Below are 21,202 nucleotides of genomic sequence, written 5' to 3'. Positions count from 1 at the left end.
ACAGGCATCTGCATTATATGCGTACGCAAGTAACTGTCCACTGTTCTCTGGAACGAGCCTGTGACGCCCCAGTGACGTGAGAACCGTGAGTGAGCGGAGAGACTCACAGAAGGCGACTCGCAGGAGGCGTACGAACCGATCTTGACGCCGGGGCAGCAGAAACCGGCGGCGGGAGGGAGCACCATGGAATCCGAGCGCGCTCTACGGCGACTCCCCGACGCATCCGAGTGAGGGAACCGATGTCTCGACTCAGCCGCGACAAGAAGCGGGAACAGCAGGGCGCCGCCGACCCGGCCGCCGGGGAGGCGGCACCGATCGACGTGCGGGTCACCGGGACCGGGCCGGGTGCGGGCGGTGCGTCGGTCGGCGGCGTACCGGTCGTCGCGGCGCCCGGCGAGGAACTCCAGCACGCCGTCCTCGCCCAGCTGCACCGCATCGCGTTCGCCGCGGGCCACCCCGTCCTCGCCACCATCCACGACGAACGCATCGGTTACGTCGTCCCCCTTCGAGTGGATCCGGACGGCTCCAGCCAGTTCACCGCCGAGCCGGTCCTGCTGGCCGCACGCGACGAGCCGGCGAACGCGTCCGCGAGGGCACCGCACGACCCGCCCGCGCCTGCGATGCCGCAGGCGTCGATGCCGGAGCCGACGCGCACGGCACCGGGCACGGTGGCGGTACCCACCGGGCAGTTCGGCCCGCCGCCGGTGATGGACGCGCAGCCGGCCGCCCGAACCGACCACTGGCCCGTGCCGCCGACGACACCGGAGCCGGCCCTCTACCCGGAGTCGAACTCGGGCCCCGAGGGGGCCCTCTACCCGGAGTCGAACTCGGCCGCCGAGCGGGCCCTCTACCCCGAGTCGGGCTCCACCCCGGAGCCGGTCGGGTACCCACAGCCCGCACCCGCCTCGGCCACCCACCAGGAATGGCCGCCGGCACCGCAGCAGATCCCGCACCCGGACCCGTACCGGGCCAACCACGCGACCCCGACCGGACATCCGGCTCCGACCGGCCATCCGACTCCGGCCAACCGCCCGAATCCGATCCCCACCGCGACCGCGGCCCGCCCCTTCATCCCCGACCCCGCCTCCGTACGCGAACCCGACCCCAGGCCGACGCCCGCCAGGGGGTTCGACGCCGTGGCCGAAGCCGTCCTCGGGGACGAGCCGCTGCTCGCCGGTGACGCGGCAGGGCCTCCGCTGCTCGCGGAACCGGTCGCGCGGATCAACGAGGCCGTCAGGTCGGGCCGGATCGAGACGGCCGCGGCGCTCGCCGAGCAGACCGTGGCAGAGGCCTCGGGGACGCTGGGGCCGGAACACCCCGAAGTGCTCCGGCTGCGGGAACTGACCGCGTACATCCTCTACTTGGCGGACGACCCGGTCCGCTCCCTCCACCTCTCCCTCGACCTCGCGGGTCTCCGCCGCGGCGCCGGGGACGCGGAGGCGGCGTACGGCAACGTGCAGAGCGCGGCCACCGCCTGGCGCGCCGTACGCGACCCGGTGCAGGGGCTGAACCTGGGCGTCGACCTGATCGCCCTGTGGAGCGAGCTCGCGGCGCAGGGCGGTCCGGCCGCCGACGACATCGAGCAGCTGGAGTCGGCCCGCACCCGGATGACCCGCCTGGCCGACCGCGCCCGCAGGGCCGCGGACGCGCCGGGCGGCTGAAGCGGGCGGCTGAAGCGGGCGGCCAGGCGGACTCGCCCGCCGGCTTCGGCCAGGGAACTCCCTGGCCGAAGCCTTGGTTCGGGGTGCTGGGCCTGTCCGCCAGGCCTAGGAGGACAGTTGCCAGACCGCGTTGGCGAGGGCGTCGCCGTGCCGGTCCAGCGCGGTGTCGTTGATGTTGGAGGTCGTGTCGCAGGACCGGTGGTAGCAGCGGTCGAACGCCTGCCCCGCCGTACCGCCCCACTTGGTGGCCTGCGCCGCCGTCTTGATGTAGTCGGCGCCGCTGAACAGGCCGCCGACGGGGATGCCCGCGTTCTTGAAGGGCGCGTGGTCGGAGCGGCCGTCGCCCTCGGTCTCCGGCTCGGTGGCGATGCCGAGGCCGGTGAAGTAGTCCTTGAACGTCTTCTCGATCGCCGGGTCGTCGTCGTAGACGAAGTAGCCGGGGTTCGGTGAGCCGATCATGTCGAAGTTCAGATAGCCGCTGATCTTCGCCCGGTTCGCGGTCGACAGGTTGCTGACGTAGTAGCGGGAGCCGACCATGCCCAGCTCCTCCGCCCCCCACCAGGCGAATCTCAGATGCTTGGTGGGGTGGTAGGCGGTGCGGGCCACGGTGAGGGCGGTCTCCAGGATCGCCGCGGAGCCGCTCCCGTTGTCGTTGATGCCGGGGCCGGCGGTCACGCTGTCGAGGTGGGACCCCGTCATGACCACCTGGTTGGTGTCGCCGCCGGGCCAGTCGGCTATGAGGTTGTAGCCGGTGCGGCCGGAGGAGGTGAACTGCTGGGTGGTGGTGGTGAACCCGGCGGCGTCCAGCTTGGCCTTCACGTAGTCGAGCGAGGCCTTGTAGCCGGTCCGGCCGTGTGCCCGGTTGCCGCCGTTGGCGGTGGCGATGGACTGCAGCTGCGTCAGGTGCGCCTTGACGGCCGCGACGGGTATGTCGGGCGCCGCGGCCACGGCGGACTCGGGCGCGGGCGCCGCGTCGGCCATGGATCCGCCGGCCAACAGGGTGAGGGCCGCGACGGCACCGACAGCCGTCGTACGCCCGGAAACGGAGAGCTTCATGTGGGGGCTCCGAATTCCTTGGGAATCATGGGGGATTCCGCAGTGAATGGGGTGCCAGGATGGTGAAGCTGAGACTGACTGACCGTCAAGAGCGCTATCAGGACAGGGTGTTCGCATAGCGGAACCCGCGGCCCGGAACCGGTAGCCGTGGAGCCGGCGGTCGTGGAGCCGGCAGCTGCGGAAGTGGCGACCGCGGAAGTGGCGACCGCGGACCTAGTGGACGCAGAACTCGTTCCCCTCCGGATCCGCCATCACGACCCACTCCCCGGACGGCTCCGCCACCCGCCGCAGGACACGCGCGCCCAGCCGCTCCAGTCGCTCGACCTCCGCCGCGCGCAGTCCGTCGCCGGGGTGCAGATCGAGATGCAGCCGGTTCTTGACCGTCTTCGGCTCCGGCACCCGCTGGAACAGCAGCCGCCGCCCCAGCCCGGTCCCGCTGTCCTTGTCGTACGGGTCGTCGGGATGCCGTACGGCGATCAGGTCACGGAACGCGGGCTGGCCGTGGAACTCGACGGTCGCCGCGCCGGGCAGCGCGCCGAGTTCCAGCAGCCGCTCGATCAGCGCGCTGTTGTCCTCGACCTCGTAGTGCAGCGCGGCGGCCCAGAAGTCGGCCTGCGGGTGCGGATCGGCGGCGTCGACGACGAGCTTCCAGTGCACGGGCACGGGCACGGGCGTGGGGGCGGAGGCGGGTGCGGCTACGGGCTCGGGGGGAGGCGTCTGCGTCATGGCAACCACTCATACTCGTTGCGCGGGCGAGTGGGCAACGGAATCGCCGGTGGACCCGGGGGCCGCAGTCGTCCCCCGTTCCCGGAAGGGCTGGAAGTCGCCGTAGCGCCTCGATGCGTCCGGGGCCGCGGCCGAGCCCCCGGAGGAGTGCCCGGCGTGCCGGGGTGCGTCAGGCGTCCACCTCGGCGGACGTGGGCGCGGGCACCCGAAGGGCCAGGTCGAGTTGCGCCCGTGCCCTCCGCGCGGAGCGCCAGGCGTCGGCGGTCAGCAGCGCCAGTGCCAGCCACACCAGCGCGAACCCGGCCCACCGCTCGGCCGGCATCGCCTCGTGGAAGTAGAGGACGCCGAGAAGGAACTGGAAGACCGGGGCCAGATACTGCAGCAGGCCCAGCGTGGACAGGGGCACACGGATCGCGGCCGCGCCGAAGCAGACGAGGGGGAGCGCGGTGACGACGCCGGTCGCGGCGAGCAGCGCCGCGTGCCCGGCTCCCGCACCGGTGAACGTGGAGTCCCCGTGCGCGGACAGCCACAGCAGGTAGCCGAGCGCGGGCAGGAACTGGATCGCGGTCTCGGCGGCCAGCGACTCGACGCCGCCGAGGTTGACCTTCTTCTTCACCAGGCCGTACGTGGCGAAGGAGAAGGCGAGGGTGAGCGAGATCCACGGCGGCTGTCCGTACCCGATGGTCAGCACGAGGACCGCGGCGAAGCCGACCCCGACCGCCACCCACTGCGCGGGCCGCAGCCGCTCCTTGAGGAGCAGCACGCCCATCGCGATGGTGACCAGGGGATTGATGAAGTATCCGAGCGAGGCCTCGACCACGTGGCCGGAGTTCACGGCCCAGATGTAGACGCCCCAGTTCACGGTGATGACGGCCGCGGCCACGGCGACCAGCGCGAGCCTGCGCGGCTGCCGCAGCAGTTCGCCCGCCCAGGCCCAGCGCCGCACCAGGACCAGTGCCACGGCGACGAAGCCGAGGGACCACACCATCCGGTGGGCGAGGATCTCCATCGCCCCGGCGGGCTTGAGTAGCGGCCAGAAGAGGGGGACCAGACCCCACATCCCGTACGCGGCGAAGCCGTTCAGCAGACCTGTCCGCCGCTCGCCCGTCGACTTCCCGGTCACGGGGTCCTCCTCACTCACCCGGCTGCTTCTGTGCAGCCAGCAAGAAGGTAACGCCGAGGAGCCCCGCCTGTCATGTCCGTATCGCCATACGGTCATGACAGGCGGGGTGACGCGCTCAGGGGCGCGGCTGGGGAACGCGGCGCGGGGGAGTCCGGCGCGAAGAGCCCAGCGCGGGGGAGTTCAGCCCTTGAGCGCCGCCGCGACGGATTCGGCGATCGGCGTGGTGGGGCGCCCGGCCAGCCGGGACAGGTCACCGGTGACGCCGCTCAGCTCGCCCTTCTCTATGGACGCGTCGACGCCGGCGAGGATCGCGGCGAACGGCTCGGGCAGCCCGGCACCGGTCAGGATGCCGACGAAGGCGTCGACCGGGACCGCGTTGTAGACGATCTCCTTGCCGGTCTGCCGGCTCAGCTCGGCCGCGTACTCGGCGAAGCCCCAGGCCGTGTCGCCGCCCAGCTCGTAGGTCTTGTTCTCGTGGCCCTCGCCGGTCAGTACCGCGGCGGCGGCGGCCGCGTAGTCGGCGCGGGCCGCGGAGGCGACCTTGCCCTCACCGGCGGCCTGGACGACCGCGCCGTACTCGAGGACCGGGGCGAGGTTCTCCGTGTAGTTCTCGTTGTACCAGCCGTTGCGCAGCAGCGTGTACGGGACGCCGGAGGCCAGGATCGCCTCCTCCGTGCCCTTGTGGTCGTCGGCGAGCGCGGCGGTCAGGGTGCCGGGGGCGCTGGTGTAGGCGAGGAGGGCGACACCGGCGGCCTTGGCGGCGTCGAGGACGACCTTGTGCTGGCCGACGCGCCCCTTGTCGAACTCGTTGCCGGAGATCAGCAGCACCTTGTCGCCGGCCGAGAAGAGGCCGTCGAAGGTCTCGGGGGCGTTGTAGTCGGCGACCGCGATCCGTACGCCCCGGGCCGCGAAGCCGGCCGCCTTCGCCTCGTCGCGTACGACGGCCGTGATCTGCTCCGCCGGAACCTTCTCCAGCAGGTGCTCCACGACGAGACGGCCGAGGTGTCCGGTGGCTCCGGTGACAACAATGCTCATGATCAGAACTCCTTGTGGGGTGCGTTGTCACTAACCTTAGGGCAGGCGCTAACTTCGGGAAAGTACCCACTTTGAAGTAAGGTACTGGCATGTCGGTAAGTAGCAGCGAGTCAGCGGGCAAGAAGAAGGCGGCCGGCGAGAACGAGGCCGTGAACAAGTACGACATCGCCGAGGCGATGTGTCCGTACCGTCTGGTCCTGGAACACGTGACCTCACGCTGGGGCGTCCTGGTGCTGATCGAGCTCATGGAGCGCCCGTACCGCTTCAGTGAGCTGCGCCGGGCGATCGGCCGGGTCAGCGAGAAGATGCTGACCCAGACTCTCCAGACCCTCGAACGCGACGGCCTGGTCCACCGCGACGCCAAGCCGGTGATCCCGCCCCGCGTCGACTACTCCCTCACGGACCTGGGCCGGGAGGCGGCACAGCAGGTGCGGGGCCTGGCCATGTGGACGAGCCGGCGGATGCCCGAGGTGGAGGAGTCCCGCCGGACATACGACGAGGCCCGGGAGCGCGCCTCCCGGGCCTCGTGAACCGCGCCGGTACTCAGCCGACGACCGTCCAGGTGTCCCCGCCCGCCAGCAGCGCGGCGAGATCGCCCTTGCCGTGCTGCTCGACGGCCGTGTCCAGCTGGTCGGCCATCTGCGTGTCGTAGACCGGCCGCTCCACGGAACGCAGGACGCCGATCGGCGTGTGGTGCAGGGTGTCCGGGTCGGCCAGCCGCGACAACGCGAACGCCGTGGTCGGAGAGGCCGCGTGGGCGTCGTGGACCAGGACCTGCGCCTCGTTCTCCGGGGTCACCGTGACCACCTTCAGATCACCGGTGGCCGCGTCCCGTACGACGCCGCGCGAGGACTCCGCCCCGAAGCGGATCGGCTGCCCGTGCTCCAGGCGGATCACCGCCTCCTCGGCCTGCTGCCGGTCCTTGAGCGCGTCGAAGGCGCCGTCGTTGAAGATGTTGCAGTTCTGGTAGATCTCGATCAGCGCGGTGCCGGGATGGGCGGCCGCCTGCCGCAGCACCTCCGTCAGGTGCTTGCGGTCGGAGTCCACGGTCCGGGCCACGAAGGACGCCTCCGCGCCGATCGCGAGCGACACCGGGTTGAAGGGCGCGTCGAGCGAGCCCATCGGCGTCGACTTGGTGATCTTGCCGACCTCGGAGGTAGGGGAGTACTGGCCCTTCGTCAGGCCGTAGATCCGGTTGTTGAACAGCAGGATCTTGAGGTTGACGTTGCGGCGCAGGGCGTGGATCAGGTGGTTGCCGCCGATCGACAGCGCGTCGCCGTCACCGGTGACCACCCACACGGACAGGTCACGGCGCGAGGAGGCCAGGCCGGTGGCGATGGCGGGCGCGCGACCGTGGATGGAGTGCATGCCGTACGTGTTCATGTAGTACGGGAAGCGGGACGAGCAGCCGATGCCCGAGACGAAGACGATGTTCTCCTTCGCCAGGCCCAGCTCCGGCATGAAGCCCTGGACCGCGGCGAGGATCGCGTAGTCACCGCAGCCGGGGCACCAGCGCACCTCCTGGTCCGACTTGAAGTCCTTCATGGACTGTCGTGCCTCGGCCTTGGGCACCAGGGTGAGCGCCTCGATCGTGCCCGCGCCTTCCCTGGAGGAGCCAGTGGACGTCTCAGCCATCGATGGCCTCCTTGAGAGCCGTGGCGAGCTGTTCGGCCTTGAACGGCATGCCGTTGACCTGGTTGTAGGAGTGCGCGTCGACCAGGTACTTCGCCCGGACCAGGGTGGCGAGCTGACCGAGGTTCATCTCGGGGATCACCACCTTGTCGTAGCGCCGCAGGACGGTGCCGAGGTTCTTCGGGAAGGGGTTGAGGTGGCGCAGATGGGCCTGCGCGATCGACTCGCCGGCCGTGCGCAGCCGCCGTACCGCCGCCGTGATCGGGCCGTAGGTCGACCCCCAGCCCAGGACCAGGGTGCGGGCCTCGTGCGGGTCGTCGACCTCGAGGTCCGGGACGTCGATGCCGTCGATCTTCGCCTGGCGGATGCGGACCATGAAGTCGTGGTTGGCCGGGGCGTAGGAGATGTTGCCCGTGCCGTCCTCCTTCTCGATGCCGCCGATCCGGTGCTCCAGCCCCGGCGTGCCCGGGACCGCCCACGGGCGGGCCAGCGTCAGCGGATCACGCTTGTACGGCCAGAAGACCTCGCTGCCGTCCCCCAGGGTGTGGTTGGGCCCCTGCGCGAACTGCACGCGCAGGTCCGGGAGTTCGTCGACCTCCGGGATGCGCCAGGGCTCCGAGCCGTTGGCCAGGTAGCCGTCGGACAGCAGCATCACCGGCGTCCGGTACGTCAGCGCGATCCGCGCCGCCTCCACGGCAGCGTCGAAGCAGTCGGCGGGCGTGCACGGCGCGACGATGGGCACCGGCGCCTCGCCGTTGCGCCCGAACATCGCCTGCAGCAGGTCCGCCTGCTCGGTCTTGGTCGGCAGACCGGTGGACGGCCCGCCGCGCTGGATGTCGATCACCAGCAGCGGCAGTTCGAGGGAGACGGCGAGCCCGATGGTCTCCGACTTCAGGGCCACCCCCGGACCGCTGGTGGTGGTCACCGCCAGCGAGCCGCCGAAGGCCGCGCCCAGCGCCGCGCCGATCCCCGCGATCTCGTCCTCGGCCTGGAAGGTCCGCACACCGAAGTTCTTGTGCCGGCTCAGCTCGTGCAGGATGTCCGAGGCCGGGGTGATCGGGTACGAGCCCAGGAACAGCGGCAGGTCCGCCTGCCGGGACGCGGCGACCAGTCCGTAGGACAGGGCCAGGTTCCCGGAGATGTTGCGGTAGGTGCCGACCGGGAAGGCCTTCGTCGCCGGGGCGATCTCGTAGGAGACGGCGAAGTCCTCCGTCGTCTCACCGAAGTTCCAGCCCGCACGGAAGGCGGCGAGGTTGGCGGCCGCGATCTCGGGCTTCTTGGCGAACTTCCGCCGCAGGAACCTCTCGGTGCCCTCCGTCGGCCGGTGGTACATCCATGACAAGAGGCCGAGCGCGAACATGTTCTTGCTGCGCTCGGCCTCTTTACGGGTGAGGTCGAATTCCTTGAGTGCCTCGACGGTCAGGGTGGTCAGTGGGACCGGGTGGAGGTGATAACCGTCGAGGGACCCGTCCTCCAGCGGCGAGGCCGCGTACCCCACCTTCTGCATCGCCCGTTTGGTGAACTCGTCCGTGTTGACGATGATCTCCGCGCCCCGCGGCACGTCGGCGATGTTCGCCGCCAGGGCCGCCGGGTTCATGGCGACCAGCACATTGGGCGCATCACCCGGCGTGAGGATGTCGTGGTCGGCGAAGTGGAGCTGGAAGGAGGACACGCCCGGCAGAGTGCCCGCAGGGGCCCGGATCTCGGCCGGGAAGTTCGGCAGGGTGGACAGGTCGTTGCCGAAGGACGCCGTCTCCGAGGTGAAACGGTCACCGGTGAGCTGCATGCCGTCACCGGAGTCGCCCGCGAAACGAATGATCACCCGGTCGAGGCGGCGGACGTCTTTCACGCCGACCTCTTTGCGCTGCTCTCCTAGTACGGTTCCGTCTGCCTGCTCCGCTGGGCTACTGACCTGGCTGGTCACTGAACTGGACCTCCCTCGAGGCGGCTGTCTGGGAGCGACCGTCCCGCAGTCCCTCCCAGGATCAACCCTACGTCCGTAAGGGTCCCCTTCCCGGGGTCATTCGCATGATGGACCTGCATTTGAGACGGTCGGACACCCTGACTTGTCACGACTTGCTCACCCCCCGGTGCTGCTTGAAGACGCTTCGGGGGCGCCGTGCGGTTCTCGGAGCGGGCCGGATCGAGGGAGGATCCGGCCCCGCTCCACCGCGACCTCACGACGGCTCGAGGCCGGAGCGGCGGCGGGCCCGGGGGCTTTGTCGACGAGTACCCGATTTCACGCGTACGAGTACCCGCCGCGCCGGCGGTCGCCCGTGTCGGCCCTGCCGAGCCGTCAGGAGTTCAGGTGTTCGCTGGACCGTCGGAGGTCCACGTGCTCGGTGAGCCGTCAGCCGTCAGAGGTCACCTGTGCGCTGAGCCGTCAGGAGTTGAGATAGCTGAGCCGTCAGGAGTTGAGATAGGTGAGGACCGCCAGCACACGCCGGTGATCCCCGTCGCTCGGGGACAGCCCGAGCTTCAGGAAGATGTTGCTGACGTGTTTCTCGACCGCGCCGTCGCTCACCACCAACTGCCGCGCGACCGCGGAGTTCGTCCGCCCCTCGGCCATCAGCCCCAGGACCTCCCGCTCCCTCGGGGTGAGCCCCGCGAGCACGTCCTGCTTACGGCTGCGGCCGAGCAGCTGCGCGACCACCTCCGGGTCGAGGGCCGTACCGCCCTGCGCCACCCGCACCACCGCGTCCACGAACTCACGCACCTCGGCCACCCGGTCCTTGAGCAGATAACCGACGCCGCGGCTGGAACCGGCCAGCAGTTCGGTGGCGTAGCGCTCCTCCACGTACTGCGACAGCACGAGCACCCCGAGACCCGGATGCGCCTTGCGCAACTGCACCGCGGCCCGCACCCCCTCGTCGGTGTGCGTCGGCGGCATCCGGACGTCGGCGACCACCACGTCCGGCAACTCGCCCTGAGCGTCCAGCTCCGTGATCGTCTTGACCAGCGCCTCCCCGTCGCCGACGCCGGCGACGACCTCGTGCCCGCGGTCCGTCAGCAACCGGGTCAGGCCCTCCCTGAGCAGCACTGAATCCTCGGCGATGACAACCCGCACCCTGTCCTCCACGACTTTCGGCCCCCCACAGCCAGACACCGGCGGTCCCGGAACGTTTCGGCTCCGCGCCCACCGCACGACTGGTCCAGCATTCCAGCATTCGGTCCCGACCGCGCCCGAGCGGCGGGAACAGCGGGCGGCAGTGCGGGTTCCGGCCGCTCGGCGGCTTGTTGTCGCTCATGGGGCAGGGGGGCGGCTTCGGCTTCAGGTACGGGCCGGGTGGGGCGCCGGGCGGCTTGGGGAGCCGGCCTCGGAGCAGTGTGGCGGCGGGGAACGCGACGGAGGGGTCGATCAGATCGATCGACCCCTCCGTCACGTTCCCCGCTGTCGCGTCCGCCGTCCACCGGCGTCGCTCACCTACGCCAGGGAAGCTCCGCGGTGATCCTCGTCGGGCCGCCGGCCGGCGAGTCCACCACCAGGATCCCGTCCACCGCGTCCAGGCGTCCGGCCAGCCCCGCCAGTCCGGACCCCCCGGAGGCGTCCGCGCCGCCCGTCCCGTCGTCCACGACCTGCAACATCAGCCGGTCCTCGACGCGCCACACATCGACCGACGCCGACCTCGCCCCGCTGTGCTTGCTGATGTTCTGCAGCAACTCCGACACCGTGAAGTACGCGATCCCCTCGATCGCCGCCGCGGGCCGCTCCACGAGGTCCACCTCCACCTGCACCGGAACCGTGCAGCGCGAGGCGACCGAGGACAGCGCGGCGTCCAGGCCGCGGTCCGTCAGCACCGCCGGATGAATTCCGCGGGCCAGATCCCGCAGCTCCTGCAACGCCGTCTTCACCTCGCCGTGGGCCTCGCCCACCATCCGCGCGGCCGCCTGCGGATCCTCCGTCAGCTTCTCCTTCGCCAGCCCCAGATCCATGGCCAGCGCCACCAGCCGGGCCTGCGCCCCGTCGTGCAGGTCGCGCTCGATGCGCCGCAGGTCGGCCGCGGCGGTGTCGACCACGACCCCCCGGTCCGACTCCAGCTCCACCACCCGCGCCGACAGCCGCGACGGACCGAGCAGCCCGTGCACCATCAGCCGGTCCACGGTCGTCAGCGCTCGCACGATCCACGGCGAGGCCAGCGTGAACAGCAGGCCCACCAGCGCGGTCACCGTGATCTCGAACGGGTTGTCGAGGAAGATCTGGTGCTGCTCGTCCCCGTACAACTGCAGGCCGCCCTGTCCGCCGTACACCGGGAAGAGCCAGAACCACAGCGGATACGTCAGGAGCGCCCACCCGTACGCCCAGAAGGCCACGGCGACACAGAAGGAGAACACCGCCCACGGGAACTGGAGCATCGCGTACAGCACGGTCCGCCACGAGGTGCCGCTCTTGAGGACCGCCCCCATCCAGCCCAGCGCGCCGTTCTTCTTCACCCGCAGCGGCTCCGGGTCGGCCACCTCGAGCCCCAGCAGCCCGCGCGCCCTGACCCGCTCCAGCGCGCCGAAGCCACGGCACCCGGCCAGCCCCGCCGCGAGCACCGGTATCCCGAGGAACGTCACCAGCAGGCCCGCACCGATCGAGAGCATCGTGACGGCGTAGGTGAACAGCAGGATGCTCACCGGCAGGCTGAGCAGCACGTAGGTGAACTCGCGCCAGCTGCGCGCCTCGAACGGTGCCCGCAGGCCGGCCGGCAGCCTGTTCCGGCGCCGCTCGTCGGCGTACCCCTGCCCGTGGTCGGGGCCGTAGTCCGGGCCGTAGTCCTGGCCATAGCCCTGTCCGTAGCCGTGTCCGTACTCGGTGGCCATCGACGTCGTCCGTTCTACTCGTCCCGGGACTCCGCTCGGCCGGCGGCCGTCCTGTCCCTGTCTCCCTGTCGTACCTCCACCCTGCTGGACCGCAGGTCCGCGAACCATGGAGTCCGTCGGCGTCTCGCGCGGGGGGTTTTCCCTACCCCCTGCCGCCCCGGCACCTCCCACGACGCCGGCGGGGCCTGCTCGCTTCCGGCCCGGTGGGGCCTGCTCGCTACCGGCCCAGCGAGGCCTACTTGCTACCGGCCCAGCGAGGCCTTGCTACCGTCCCGGCGAGGCCTACTCGCTCCGGTTGCGCCAGGGCAGCTCCGCCGTCACCGTCGTCGGGCCGCCCGGCGGCGAGTCGACGACGAACAGCCCGTCGACCGCGCCCAGCCGGTCGGCCAGGCCCCGCATGCCCGTGCCGCCGTCGAGCCGCGCACCGCCCCGGCCGTCGTCCCACACCTGGATGAGCAGCCGCTCCTCCGACCGCCACACGTCGACCGACGCCGACCGCGCCCCGCTGTGCTTGCTGATGTTCTGCAGCAGCTCCGAGACGGTGAAGTACGCGATGCCCTCGATGGCCGCGGCCGGCCGCGCGTCCAGATCGGCCGTCACCTTCACCGGCACCGTGCAGCGCGAGGCCACCGAGGACAGCGCGGCGTCCAGACCGCGGTCCGTCAGTACGGCGGGATGGATGCCCCGGGCGAGATCGCGCAGCTCCTGGAGCGCGAGCTTCACCTCGCCGTGCGCCTCCTCGACCATCAGCGCCACCGTGTCGTCGGCCTGGCCCTCCAGCAGTTTCTCCTTCGCCAGACCGAGCCCCATCGCCAGGTTGACCAGCCGGGCCTGTGCCCCGTCGTGCAGGTCGCGCTCGATGCGCCGCAGATCGGCGGCGGCCGTGTCGACCACGACACCCCGGTCCGACTCCAGCTCGGCGATGCGCCGCTCCAGCTCGTCGGAGGGCGACAACAGGCCGCGCACCATCGCCCGGTCCGCGTTGGCGAGGCCCCGTGCGATGAACGGCAGCACCGGCCACAGCACGAACAGCGAGGTCAGCGTGATGGTGAAGGTGAGGATGCCCCAGGGCAACCGCATGAAGTCGTACAGCACCGTGCGCCAGCCCACCGGGTCCTTCAGCGCCATCCACAGCTTCGCGAAGAGTCCCCCGGAGCTGCGCAACGGGAGCGGACTCGGCTCGTCCACCCGCACTCCGAGCAGCGCCCGGGCCCGTCCTCGCTCCAGTTTGCCCAGCAGCCGCGCGCCCATGAGTCCGGCCGCGAGCAGCGGGAACCCGATCACCGTGATGGTCAGCGACGCCCCGGTGACCAGGACCGTCATGACGTAGGTGAACCCCAGCAGGGACGCGGGGAGGTTCGCGAGGAGGTGGGCGATCTCCTTCCAGGTGTGCCGGTCGTAGGCGAAACGGGCGGGCGGCAGACGGTCCTGATGCCCGAGCGGCAGATGCTCGTAGTCCCCGGGCGGCAGATGCTCGTCGTCCATGGGCGGCAGGTAGTCACCTGCCACCGGTGGGGCCGGGACATCGTGGTCGTCCGCGGACAGGAGGCGGTCGCTGTCCGCGGGCGGGAACTGGCCGCTGTCCGCGGACGGGAGGCGTTCGGTCATATGGGTCAGCGTGCCGCCTGACGCGCCGCCGCGCCATGAGGTGGGCCGCCGCGATGCCCTGGGGAAAACCCCACCCCGGCATGTCCACCCGTGACGACCTGCTTACCGTCTCTTTAGCAGGCCCTAGACTCCCGTGCGTACAGATCGTCGAACGGCAGCGTTCAGTGGGGCGCACGACCACCGGCCGCAGATCACCGGATCGTAGGGTCGCAGCACCGCATGGTCACGGGGCCACAAGGGAACAGGGCCGCAGGGGCGACAGACTCGTAAGGAACAGGGCCCGCAAGGAACAGGGCCGCAAGGGCAAGAGGACCTCAAGGTCGTCACTGATCAGGGAGCGAGGGACGGACGTGCCGGAACAGACCGTCGTCGTGGCGGCGGACTACTTCCAGTCCTACTCGGTCGTCGGACTGCTCGTCGTCGTCGGCGTGCTGTTCGTCGCCGTCGCCTTCGGAGCCGGGCGCCTGCTGCGCCCCGTGGTTCCCACCCCCGAGAAACTCCTGACGTACGAGTGCGGAGTAGACCCCGTCGGCGAGGGCTGGGCCCACACACAGGTCCGCTACTACGTCTACGCCTTCCTGTACGTCATCTTCGCCGTCGACTCGATCTTCCTCTTCCCCTGGGCGACGGTCTTCGCCGCGCCCGGTTACGGCGCCGCGACCCTCGTCGAGATGTTCGTCTTCCTCGGCTTCCTGGCCGTGGGCCTGCTGTACGCCTACAAGAAGGGCGTCCTGGAATGGACGTGACCCCAGAAACTGCTTCCCCGGAGCCCGTGTACCTGCCGGAGCCGAAACGGCTGGGCGCACTCGCCCGCCTCGCCCCCGAGCCCATGAAGGTGGTCCTGAACTGGGGCCGCCGCTACTCCCTGTGGGTCTTCAACTTCGGCCTCGCCTGCTGCGCGATCGAGTTCATCGCCGCGTCGATGGCCCGCCACGACTTCATTCGCCTCGGCGTGATCCCGTTCGCGCCCGGCCCGCGCCAGGCCGACCTGATGGTGGTCTCCGGCACGGTCACCGACAAGATGGCGCCCGCCGTGAAGCGGCTCTACGAGCAGATGCCCGAACCGAAGTACGTCATCTCCTTCGGCGCGTGCTCCAACTGCGGCGGCCCGTACTGGGACTCGTACTCCGTCACCAAGGGCGTCGACCAGATCATCCCCGTGGACGTGTACGTCCCCGGCTGCCCGCCCCGCCCCGAGGCGCTGCTCCAGGGAATCCTGAAGCTCCAGGAGAAGATCGCCCGGGAGTCGCTGGGGGAGCGGTACGGACACGGCACGGCGCGTCCCTCGACGGCGGCGCTCCAGAGCGGCCTGGTGAAGCCCCCGAGCCACACTCCTTCAGCCGAACCGGCCACCGGACCGGCCACCGGACCGACCGCCGGACCGACCGCCGGCCCGTCCACCGGACCGGTCGCCGGACCTGGTGCGGAGGGGAACCCCCGATGACCACGACCGGCTGGCTGCCGGCCCCCACCGCGGAACTTTTCGGCCCGGACGCCACGGCCGAGGAGTCGTACGAAATCCTCACGGTCGACGTACCGCCGACGGCGTGGACGACCGCGCTGCGCACCGCCCGCGACGAGCTGGCCTGCACCTACTTCGACTGGCTGAGCGCGGTCGACGAGCCCGGCACGGGCTTCCGCGTCGCCGCCCACGTGGTCGCGCTGTCCCCGGTACGACGGCTGCTGCTGCGCACGACGATCCCGCACGAGACGCCGGTCCTCGCGTCCGCCGTGGACGTCTACGCCGGCGCCGGCTGGCACGAACGCGAGACGCACGAAATGTTCGGCGTCGTCTTCGAGGGCCACCCCGCACTGGACCACCTCCTGCTCCCCGAGGGCTTCGAGGGCCACCCCCTGCGCAAGGACTTCGTCCTGGCCGCCCGCGTCGCCAAGGCCTGGCCCGGCGCCAAGGAACCGGGCGAGTCCGAACACGGCGGACCCAAGCGCCGCCAGATGCTCCCCCCGGGCGTCCCCGACCCCAACGAATGGGGCCCCCTGAAGGGCCAGCTCCCCCCTGCCCCGACCCGCCCGGCCCGCGCCACCACCCGCCCCACCGGCGACCGCCCACCACGACGTGCGCGTTCGGTCTCGGAGGGCTCGGCCAGCCAGTCGGCGGCCCCTCGGGCGACGGACACGGCATCGGATACCGCGACTTCGCCGGATCCGGGTGCTCCGGGTGCTCCGGGTGCTCCGCGGCGTGCGCGTTCGGCTTCGCAGGGCTCGGCCAGCCAGTCAGCGGCTCCTCCGGCGCCGGACGTGACGACTTCGCCGGGCTCGGAGACGGGTTCTTCCGCCGCGCCACGCCGGGCACGCAGCGCCTCGGGCGGGTCCGCGAGCCGGCCGACCACGCCGGACCCAGCACCGACGGACGGCGGCGACAGCGGCGACACTGCGGCCCCCGCCGCGTCCGCGCCCACGGAGGACACCCCCTCCACGCCCCCGAAGCCTCCCACCGCCCCGCGCAGCCCGGACGCCCCGTGGCACCACGCCCGCCCGGCCCACGCGGACCCGAAGCCCGAAGCCGAACCGGAGCCCGGCGGCACATCGAACTCCGGCAACAAGCCGAAGCCCGAAGCCCAACCGGAGCCGAAGCCGGAGCCGGATCCCGAAGCCCAACCGGAGCCGGAGCAGGAACCAAGGCTGGAGCCGGAGCAGGAACCAAAGCCGGAGCCGGAGCAGGAACCAAAGCCGGAGCCGGAGCAGGAACCAAAGCCGGAGCCGAAGCCGAAGCCAAAGCCGGAGTCCCACCCCGACTCCGCCACCACCCCTGGCCCGGCCCCCGCCCCCGCCCCCACCCCCGAAGACCCCGAAGGAGGCCCGCAGTGAACGACGCTCTCGACGTCGCCCTGCGACTCCTGATCGTCTTCGTCGTCTTCCTCACCTTCCCCCTGATCGTCGGCCAGACCGAGCACAAGGTGATGGCCCACATGCAGGGCCGCCTCGGCCCGATGTACGCGGGCGGCTTCCACGGCTGGGCTCAACTCGTGGCGGACGGCGTGAAGTTCGCGCAGAAGGAAGACGTCGTACCCGCGGGCGCGGACCGTCGTATCTTCCAGCTCGCCCCTGCCGTGGCCCTCCTGCCGTACCTCCTGGTCCTCCTCGCCATCCCCATCGGTCCCGGTGACGGCGCCGTCGGCCAGGTGGTCGACGCCGGCATCTTCTTCGTCCTGGCCGTGATGGGCGTGGGCGTTCTCGGCTCGCTCATGGCCGGCTGGGCCTCGGCCAACAAGTTCTCCCTCCTCGGCGGCCTGCGCACTGCCGCCCAGCTCCTCGCCTACGAACTCCCGATGCTCCTCACCGCCGCCTCCGTAGCCATGGCGGCCGGTACGGTCTCGCTGCCGGGCATCCTCGACGCCTTCGAGTGGTGGTGGCTGCCCTGGCAGATCGTCGGCGCGCTCGTCTTCTTCGTCGCCGGCCTCGCCGAACTCCAGCGCCCGCCCTTCGACATGCCGGTCGCCGACTCGGAGATCATCTTCGGTGCCTACACCGAGTACACCGGCCTGCGCTTCGCCCTGTTCCTCCTCGCCGAGTACGCCGGAATCGTCGTCCTCTGCGGTCTGACCACCGTCCTCTTCCTGGGTGGTTGGCACGGCCCCTGGGGCGCGGACGGCCTCGGCTGGGTCTGGACCCTGCTGAAGACGGCCGTCCTCGCCTTCGTCGTCATCTGGCTGCGCGTCACCTACCCCCGCCTGCGCGAGGACCAGTTGCAGAAACTCGCCTGGACTCTCCTCGTCCCCCTCTCCCTCGCCCAGATCGCCCTCACCGGCATCGTCAAGGTGGTGATCTCCTAGTGGCCCCCATCCCCGGCTCCGGCCTCGCCAAGGGCCTGGCCGTCACCCTCCGCACGATGACGAAGAAGACCGTCACCGAGCAGTACCCGGACGTCCAGCCCGACCTCCCGCCCCGCACCCGCGGCGTCATCGGCCTGTTCGAGGAGAACTGCACGGTCTGCATGCTGTGCGCCCGCGAGTGCCCGGACTGGTGCATCTACATCGACTCCCACAAGGAGACGGTCCCGCCCGCCGCGCCCGGTGGCCGCGAGCGCAGCCGCAACGTCCTCGACCGCTTCGCCATCGACTTCTCCCTCTGCATGTACTGCGGTATCTGCATCGAGGTCTGCCCTTTCGACGCCCTCTTCTGGTCCCCGGAGTTCGAGTACGCCGAGACCGACATCCACGAACTCACCCACGAGCGCGACAAGCTCCGCGAGTGGATGTGGACGGTCCCGGCCCCACCCGCTCTCGACCCCGGAGCGGAGGAACCCAAGGAGATCGCGAGCGCCCGCAAGGCCGCCGAGAAGCTCGCCGCGGCCCAGGCCGAGACGACCGCGCCCCCCACCGGCACCGAGCCGCACGCCGAGGAGCAGGCCCGCGCGGCCGAGTCCCCCACCCGGCCCGCGGGTGACTCGAAGCAGCAGACGGACCAGCCGCGGCAGGAGGACGGGGAATGACTCTCGCAGCGACCGCCGGCCACCTCGCGGGGGACACCGGACACGGCTTCCTCTCCCCGACCGGCGTCGAGATCGCCTTCCTCCTCGTAGGTCTCGCGACCTTCGGCGCCGCGCTCGTCACCGTCACCACCCGGCAGCTGGTGCACGCCGCGCTGTGGCTGGTGGTGACCCTCGGCGGCCTCGCCGTCGAGTACCTCCTGCTCACCGCGGAGTTCATCGCCTGGGTGCAGGTCCTCATCTACGTCGGTTCCGTCGTCGTCCTCCTCCTGTTCGGGCTGATGCTCACCAAGGCTCCCATCGGCCGCTCCCCGGACGCCGACTCCGGGAACCGCTGGGCCGCCCTCACCGTGGCCCTGGCCGCCGCGGCCGCCCTGGTCTGGGTCGTGGTCGACGCCTTCCGCACGACCTGGATCGACCTGGACGGCCCCGCCGCCGGCTCCACCCAGGCCACCGGAGCGAGCCTCTTCCAGAACTGGGTCCTGCCCTTCGAGGCCCTCTCCGTCCTCCTCCTCGCCGCCCTGGTCGGCGCGATCGTCCTGTCCCGCAAGGCGAACCCGGACGCGGTCACCCCCGCGAACCTCCCCGGCACCCGCAGCGCCCGGCCGGCCGGCCCCGACCGGTCAGCCGGCCCCGACCCGACCGACAGGGCCGGCAAGACGGAGCGGACAGACAGCGCCGACAGAGCCGACCGGGCAGGCAAAGCCGACAACGAAGAGGCACGCTGATGCACCTCGCCTATCCCGCCGTGCTCGCCGCCCTCCTGTTCTGCACCGGCCTGTACGGCGTCCTGGCCCGCCGCAACGCGATCCTGGTCCTGATGTCGGTCGAGCTGATGCTCAACGCCGTCAACCTCAACCTGGTGGCCTTCGACGTCTGGCTCAGCAAGGCCGCCGAGGAGACCCTGCACTCCGGTCAGGCCCTGACGCTGTTCACCATCGCCATCGCCGCCGCCGAGATCGGCATCGGTCTGGCGATCGTCCTCGCCGTCCACCGCTCCCGCGGCACCGCGGACATCGACCGGCTCCGCGACACCGCGGAGGGCCACGAGTCCGACGGCCCCGACAGCGACGGCGACGAGACCGGGACGACCGCCGAGAAGGCTGAGGCCACCGCGTGACCACGACCACCCTCGCCGTCCTCGTCCCCCTCCTTCCTTTCCTGGGCGCCGCGGCCGCCCTGCTCCTGGGCCGCACAGCCCCCGGCTTCGTCCGCCCCCTGGCCGTCCTGCCCACCCTCGGCGCGTTCGCGCTGGCCGCGCTGGTCGCCGTACGGCAGGGCGGCGACCAGGTCATCGACTCCGCCACCGAGCTCACGCCCACCGGCTCGGTCCCCATCGAACTCGCCCTGCACATCGACGGCTTCGCCGCCCTCGTCGCCGTCGTGGTCGGCCTCGTCGCCACCTGCGTGCAGATCTACTCGACGGGCTACCTGCGCGACGACCCGCGCTACCCCTCGTACGCCGCTCTCGTCTCCCTCTTCACCTCCGCGATGCTGCTCGTCGTCTACTCGGGCGACCTGATCGTGCTGCTGGTCGGCTGGGAGATCATGGGCATCTGCTCGTACTTCCTGGTCGGCCACTACTGGGAGACCCCGGAGGCCCACGCCGCCTCCATCAAGGCCTTCCTGGTCACCAAACTCGGTGACGTCCCCTTCCTCATCGGCCTGTTCGCCCTCGCCACCGACGCCGGCTCCTTCCGCATCACCAAGGTGCTCGCCACCACCGCGAGCGGCGGCCTCGACCACCCGACCCTGATCGCCCTGCTGCTCCTGGCCGGCGTGGCGGGCAAGTCGGCGCAGTTCCCGCTGCACACCTGGCTTCCCGACGCGATGGCGGGCCCCACCCCCGTCTCCGCGCTGATCCACGCGGCGACCATGGTCGCCGCCGGTGTCTACTTCATCGCCCGTCTCCTCCCGGTCTTCCAGGCCTCCGCGGCCGCGATGGTCGTCCTCGCGGTCATGGCCGCCGTCACGATGGTCGGCTCGGGGCTCGCCGCGCTCGCCCAGGACGACATCAAACGCGTCCTCGCCTACTCGACGATCGGCCAGCTCGGCTACATGACCGGCGCCCTCGCCGTCGGCGACCGTGGAGCCGCCGTCTTCCACCTCCTGTCCCACGGCGCCTTCAAGGCGCTGCTCTTCCTCGCCGCGGGCGTGATCATCCACGCCACCGGCACCAACTCGCTGGCCGCCATGTCCCGCATGCGTCACCTCCCCGACCGCGTCCCCGACGCCTACTGGACGATGACCGTGGCGCTCCTCGCGCTCGCCGCCATCCCGCCGTTCAGCGGCTTCTTCTCCAAGGAGTCCGTCCTCGGCGCCGCCGAGCACGTGGCCACCGGACACACCGAGCACGCACCCGGCGCGGCGGGCTGGACCGTCCTCCTCGCCGGCCTGGTCACCGCCCTCCTCACCGCCGCGTACGCGACCCGCCTGTGGCTGCTCGCCTTCCGCGGCCAGGGCACCGAGGCCCCCGACCACGGCCGTCAGCCCCTCACCATGACCGTGGTGCTCTGGGTGCTCGCCGTCCCGTCTCTCGCGCTCGGCGGGTTCGCCTACCGCACACTCCCGGACTGGTTCGACGGCCGTGACCTGGCCCCCACGCTCACCACCTCCGTCCTCGGCACGGGCGTGGCCCTGGTCGGCGGGATCGTCGTCTACGGAGCCTGGCGCCACACCTCCGCCGTCGCGGCCCGCGTCCCCCTGGGCGCCGTCGCGGCACACCCCGAGGGCGACGCCGGACTAGTCGAGGCGGAGGCCATCGCCAGCCACGCACCCGCCTACGGAGACGTGGCGTACGCACCCGACCCGGCCGACCCCGGCCGCCTCCTGCTCGGCCCGCTGCACCGCCACGCGGCCGCCGGCTTCCACCTCGACGCCGTGTACACGACCCTCTTCGTCCGCCCGGTGCAGGCAGCCGCGACCCTGGTCCGGTTCCTGGACCGGGAGGTCGTCGAGACCTACGTACGCGGCGCGGGCGCCCTACCGCGCTGGCTCGGCGCCGCCGTACGGCGCGCCCAGACCGGCAACGTGCAGACCTATGTGAGCGCGCTGCTCGCCGGCACCGTCGTTCTCGCGGTCGCCGCCGTCCTCGTCGCCACGGGAGCGTGA

At 71.3% G+C, this 21,202-nt stretch carries 19 protein-coding genes; 10 read left to right on the top strand and 9 right to left on the bottom strand.

Annotated features, from left to right (window positions below; all coding sequences use genetic code 11):
• Nucleotides 1-239 precede the first annotated feature (239 nt).
• Nucleotides 240-1,661, top strand: a complete 1,422-nt coding sequence (locus OG985_RS20250) for a tetratricopeptide repeat protein (RefSeq protein ID WP_371669741.1) — start codon at nucleotides 240-242, stop codon at nucleotides 1,659-1,661.
• A gap of 105 nt (nucleotides 1,662-1,766) precedes the next feature.
• Here the strand turns inward: OG985_RS20250 and OG985_RS20245 are convergent, their stop codons facing one another.
• The 4 genes from OG985_RS20245 to OG985_RS20230 all read right to left on the bottom strand — a co-directional run bounded on the left by OG985_RS20245 (nucleotide 1,767) and on the right by OG985_RS20230 (nucleotide 5,601).
• Nucleotides 1,767-2,717, bottom strand: coding sequence for a M28 family metallopeptidase (locus OG985_RS20245; protein ID WP_371669740.1), 951 nt, complete (start codon nucleotides 2,715-2,717; stop codon nucleotides 1,767-1,769).
• Between the two features lie 213 nt (nucleotides 2,718-2,930).
• Nucleotides 2,931-3,443 carry a VOC family protein gene (locus OG985_RS20240; RefSeq protein ID WP_371669739.1) on the bottom strand — a complete coding sequence of 171 codons (513 nt, stop codon included), beginning with the start codon at nucleotides 3,441-3,443 and terminating at the stop codon, nucleotides 2,931-2,933.
• Between the two features lie 169 nt (nucleotides 3,444-3,612).
• Nucleotides 3,613-4,566 (bottom strand): EamA family transporter RarD, encoded by a 954-nt coding sequence (rarD, locus tag OG985_RS20235; RefSeq protein ID WP_371669738.1) that lies wholly within the window; start codon nucleotides 4,564-4,566, stop codon nucleotides 3,613-3,615.
• Nucleotides 4,567-4,746: 180 nt separating this feature from the next.
• Nucleotides 4,747-5,601: an SDR family oxidoreductase gene (locus tag OG985_RS20230; protein WP_371669737.1), complete on the bottom strand. Its 855-nt coding sequence runs from the start codon at nucleotides 5,599-5,601 to the stop codon at nucleotides 4,747-4,749.
• A 176-nt stretch (nucleotides 5,602-5,777) separates the two neighbouring features.
• Between OG985_RS20230 and OG985_RS20225 the strand changes: the two genes are divergently transcribed.
• Complete coding sequence (locus tag OG985_RS20225) at nucleotides 5,778-6,131, top strand: winged helix-turn-helix transcriptional regulator (RefSeq protein WP_371674442.1); 354 nt, start codon at nucleotides 5,778-5,780, stop codon at nucleotides 6,129-6,131.
• 13 nt (nucleotides 6,132-6,144) lie between these two features.
• On the opposite strand, the gene OG985_RS20220 is transcribed toward OG985_RS20225, so the two are convergent.
• The 5 genes from OG985_RS20220 to OG985_RS20200 form a co-directional block, all read right to left on the bottom strand.
• Entirely contained in the window at nucleotides 6,145-7,236 is a 1,092-nt protein-coding gene (locus OG985_RS20220) for a 2-oxoacid:ferredoxin oxidoreductase subunit beta (RefSeq protein WP_371669736.1), read from the bottom strand.
• Entirely contained in the window at nucleotides 7,229-9,157 is a 1,929-nt protein-coding gene (locus OG985_RS20215) for a 2-oxoacid:acceptor oxidoreductase subunit alpha (protein WP_371669735.1), read from the bottom strand. Before OG985_RS20215 ends, OG985_RS20220 begins: the two co-directional genes overlap by 8 nt.
• Before the next feature lie 483 nt (nucleotides 9,158-9,640).
• Entirely contained in the window at nucleotides 9,641-10,300 is a 660-nt protein-coding gene (locus OG985_RS20210) for a response regulator (RefSeq protein WP_371669734.1), read from the bottom strand.
• A 353-nt stretch (nucleotides 10,301-10,653) separates the two neighbouring features.
• Nucleotides 10,654-12,036 carry a sensor histidine kinase gene (locus tag OG985_RS20205; RefSeq protein ID WP_371669733.1) on the bottom strand — a complete coding sequence of 461 codons (1,383 nt, stop codon included), beginning with the start codon at nucleotides 12,034-12,036 and terminating at the stop codon, nucleotides 10,654-10,656.
• 282 nt (nucleotides 12,037-12,318) lie between these two features.
• On the bottom strand, nucleotides 12,319-13,521 hold the full coding sequence (locus OG985_RS20200; protein ID WP_371674441.1) for a sensor histidine kinase: 1,203 nt from the start codon (nucleotides 13,519-13,521) through the stop codon (nucleotides 12,319-12,321).
• Nucleotides 13,522-13,994: 473 nt separating this feature from the next.
• Here OG985_RS20200 and OG985_RS20195 point away from each other — a divergent pair, with 473 nt between their 5' ends.
• Genes OG985_RS20195 through OG985_RS20160 form a run of 8 tightly spaced genes read left to right on the top strand, consistent with a single transcriptional unit; the run spans nucleotide 13,995 to nucleotide 21,202 of the window.
• Nucleotides 13,995-14,390, top strand: a complete 396-nt coding sequence (locus OG985_RS20195) for an NADH-quinone oxidoreductase subunit A (RefSeq protein WP_371669732.1) — start codon at nucleotides 13,995-13,997, stop codon at nucleotides 14,388-14,390.
• Entirely contained in the window at nucleotides 14,381-15,088 is a 708-nt protein-coding gene (gene nuoB / locus OG985_RS20190; protein WP_371669731.1) for an NADH-quinone oxidoreductase subunit NuoB, read from the top strand. The genes OG985_RS20195 and nuoB overlap by 10 nt, the downstream gene beginning before the upstream one ends.
• The gene (locus OG985_RS20185; protein ID WP_371669730.1) at nucleotides 15,085-16,470 is read left to right on the top strand and encodes an NADH-quinone oxidoreductase subunit C; all 1,386 of its coding nucleotides are present in this window, start codon (nucleotides 15,085-15,087) and stop codon (nucleotides 16,468-16,470) included. The genes nuoB and OG985_RS20185 overlap by 4 nt, the downstream gene beginning before the upstream one ends.
• Nucleotides 16,467-17,435 (top strand): NADH-quinone oxidoreductase subunit H, encoded by a 969-nt coding sequence (locus OG985_RS20180; RefSeq protein ID WP_371669729.1) that lies wholly within the window; start codon nucleotides 16,467-16,469, stop codon nucleotides 17,433-17,435. Before OG985_RS20185 ends, OG985_RS20180 begins: the two co-directional genes overlap by 4 nt.
• On the top strand, nucleotides 17,435-18,094 hold the full coding sequence (locus OG985_RS20175) for an NADH-quinone oxidoreductase subunit I (protein WP_371669728.1): 660 nt from the start codon (nucleotides 17,435-17,437) through the stop codon (nucleotides 18,092-18,094). The genes OG985_RS20180 and OG985_RS20175 overlap by 1 nt, the downstream gene beginning before the upstream one ends.
• Nucleotides 18,091-18,819 (top strand): NADH-quinone oxidoreductase subunit J, encoded by a 729-nt coding sequence (locus OG985_RS20170; RefSeq protein WP_371669727.1) that lies wholly within the window; start codon nucleotides 18,091-18,093, stop codon nucleotides 18,817-18,819. The genes OG985_RS20175 and OG985_RS20170 overlap by 4 nt, the downstream gene beginning before the upstream one ends.
• Nucleotides 18,819-19,211, top strand: a complete 393-nt coding sequence (gene nuoK, locus OG985_RS20165; protein WP_371669726.1) for an NADH-quinone oxidoreductase subunit NuoK — start codon at nucleotides 18,819-18,821, stop codon at nucleotides 19,209-19,211. Before OG985_RS20170 ends, nuoK begins: the two co-directional genes overlap by 1 nt.
• The gene (locus OG985_RS20160) at nucleotides 19,208-21,202 is read left to right on the top strand and encodes an NADH-quinone oxidoreductase subunit L (RefSeq protein ID WP_371669725.1); all 1,995 of its coding nucleotides are present in this window, start codon (nucleotides 19,208-19,210) and stop codon (nucleotides 21,200-21,202) included. The genes nuoK and OG985_RS20160 overlap by 4 nt, the downstream gene beginning before the upstream one ends.

It is taken from the genome of Streptomyces sp. NBC_00289 (assembly GCF_041435115.1).
Classification (GTDB): Bacteria; Actinomycetota; Actinomycetes; order Streptomycetales; family Streptomycetaceae; genus Streptomyces.
Note: the sequence above shows the minus strand (reverse complement) of the source record. Positions and strands in the feature narration are given on the sequence as shown.

Bases quoted from the DNA above. Each gene is read 5' to 3' on its own strand.
- OG985_RS20250 (WP_371669741.1), top strand. From the start codon at position 240: ATGTCTCGACTCAGCCGCGACAAGAAGCGGGAACAGCAGGGCGCCGCC.
- OG985_RS20245 (WP_371669740.1), bottom strand. From the start codon at position 2,717: ATGAAGCTCTCCGTTTCCGGGCGTACGACGGCTGTCGGTGCCGTCGCG.
- OG985_RS20240 (WP_371669739.1), bottom strand. From the start codon at position 3,443: ATGACGCAGACGCCTCCCCCCGAGCCCGTAGCCGCACCCGCCTCCGCC.
- OG985_RS20230 (WP_371669737.1), bottom strand. From the start codon at position 5,601: ATGAGCATTGTTGTCACCGGAGCCACCGGACACCTCGGCCGTCTCGTC.
- OG985_RS20225 (WP_371674442.1), top strand. From the start codon at position 5,778: ATGTGTCCGTACCGTCTGGTCCTGGAACACGTGACCTCACGCTGGGGC.
- OG985_RS20220 (WP_371669736.1), bottom strand. From the start codon at position 7,236: ATGGCTGAGACGTCCACTGGCTCCTCCAGGGAAGGCGCGGGCACGATC.
- OG985_RS20205 (WP_371669733.1), bottom strand. From the start codon at position 12,036: ATGGCCACCGAGTACGGACACGGCTACGGACAGGGCTATGGCCAGGAC.
- OG985_RS20200 (WP_371674441.1), bottom strand. From the start codon at position 13,521: ATGGACGACGAGCATCTGCCGCCCGGGGACTACGAGCATCTGCCGCTC.
- nuoB (WP_371669731.1), top strand. From the start codon at position 14,381: ATGGACGTGACCCCAGAAACTGCTTCCCCGGAGCCCGTGTACCTGCCG.
- OG985_RS20185 (WP_371669730.1), top strand. From the start codon at position 15,085: ATGACCACGACCGGCTGGCTGCCGGCCCCCACCGCGGAACTTTTCGGC.
- OG985_RS20170 (WP_371669727.1), top strand. From the start codon at position 18,091: ATGACTCTCGCAGCGACCGCCGGCCACCTCGCGGGGGACACCGGACAC.
- nuoK (WP_371669726.1), top strand. From the start codon at position 18,819: ATGCACCTCGCCTATCCCGCCGTGCTCGCCGCCCTCCTGTTCTGCACC.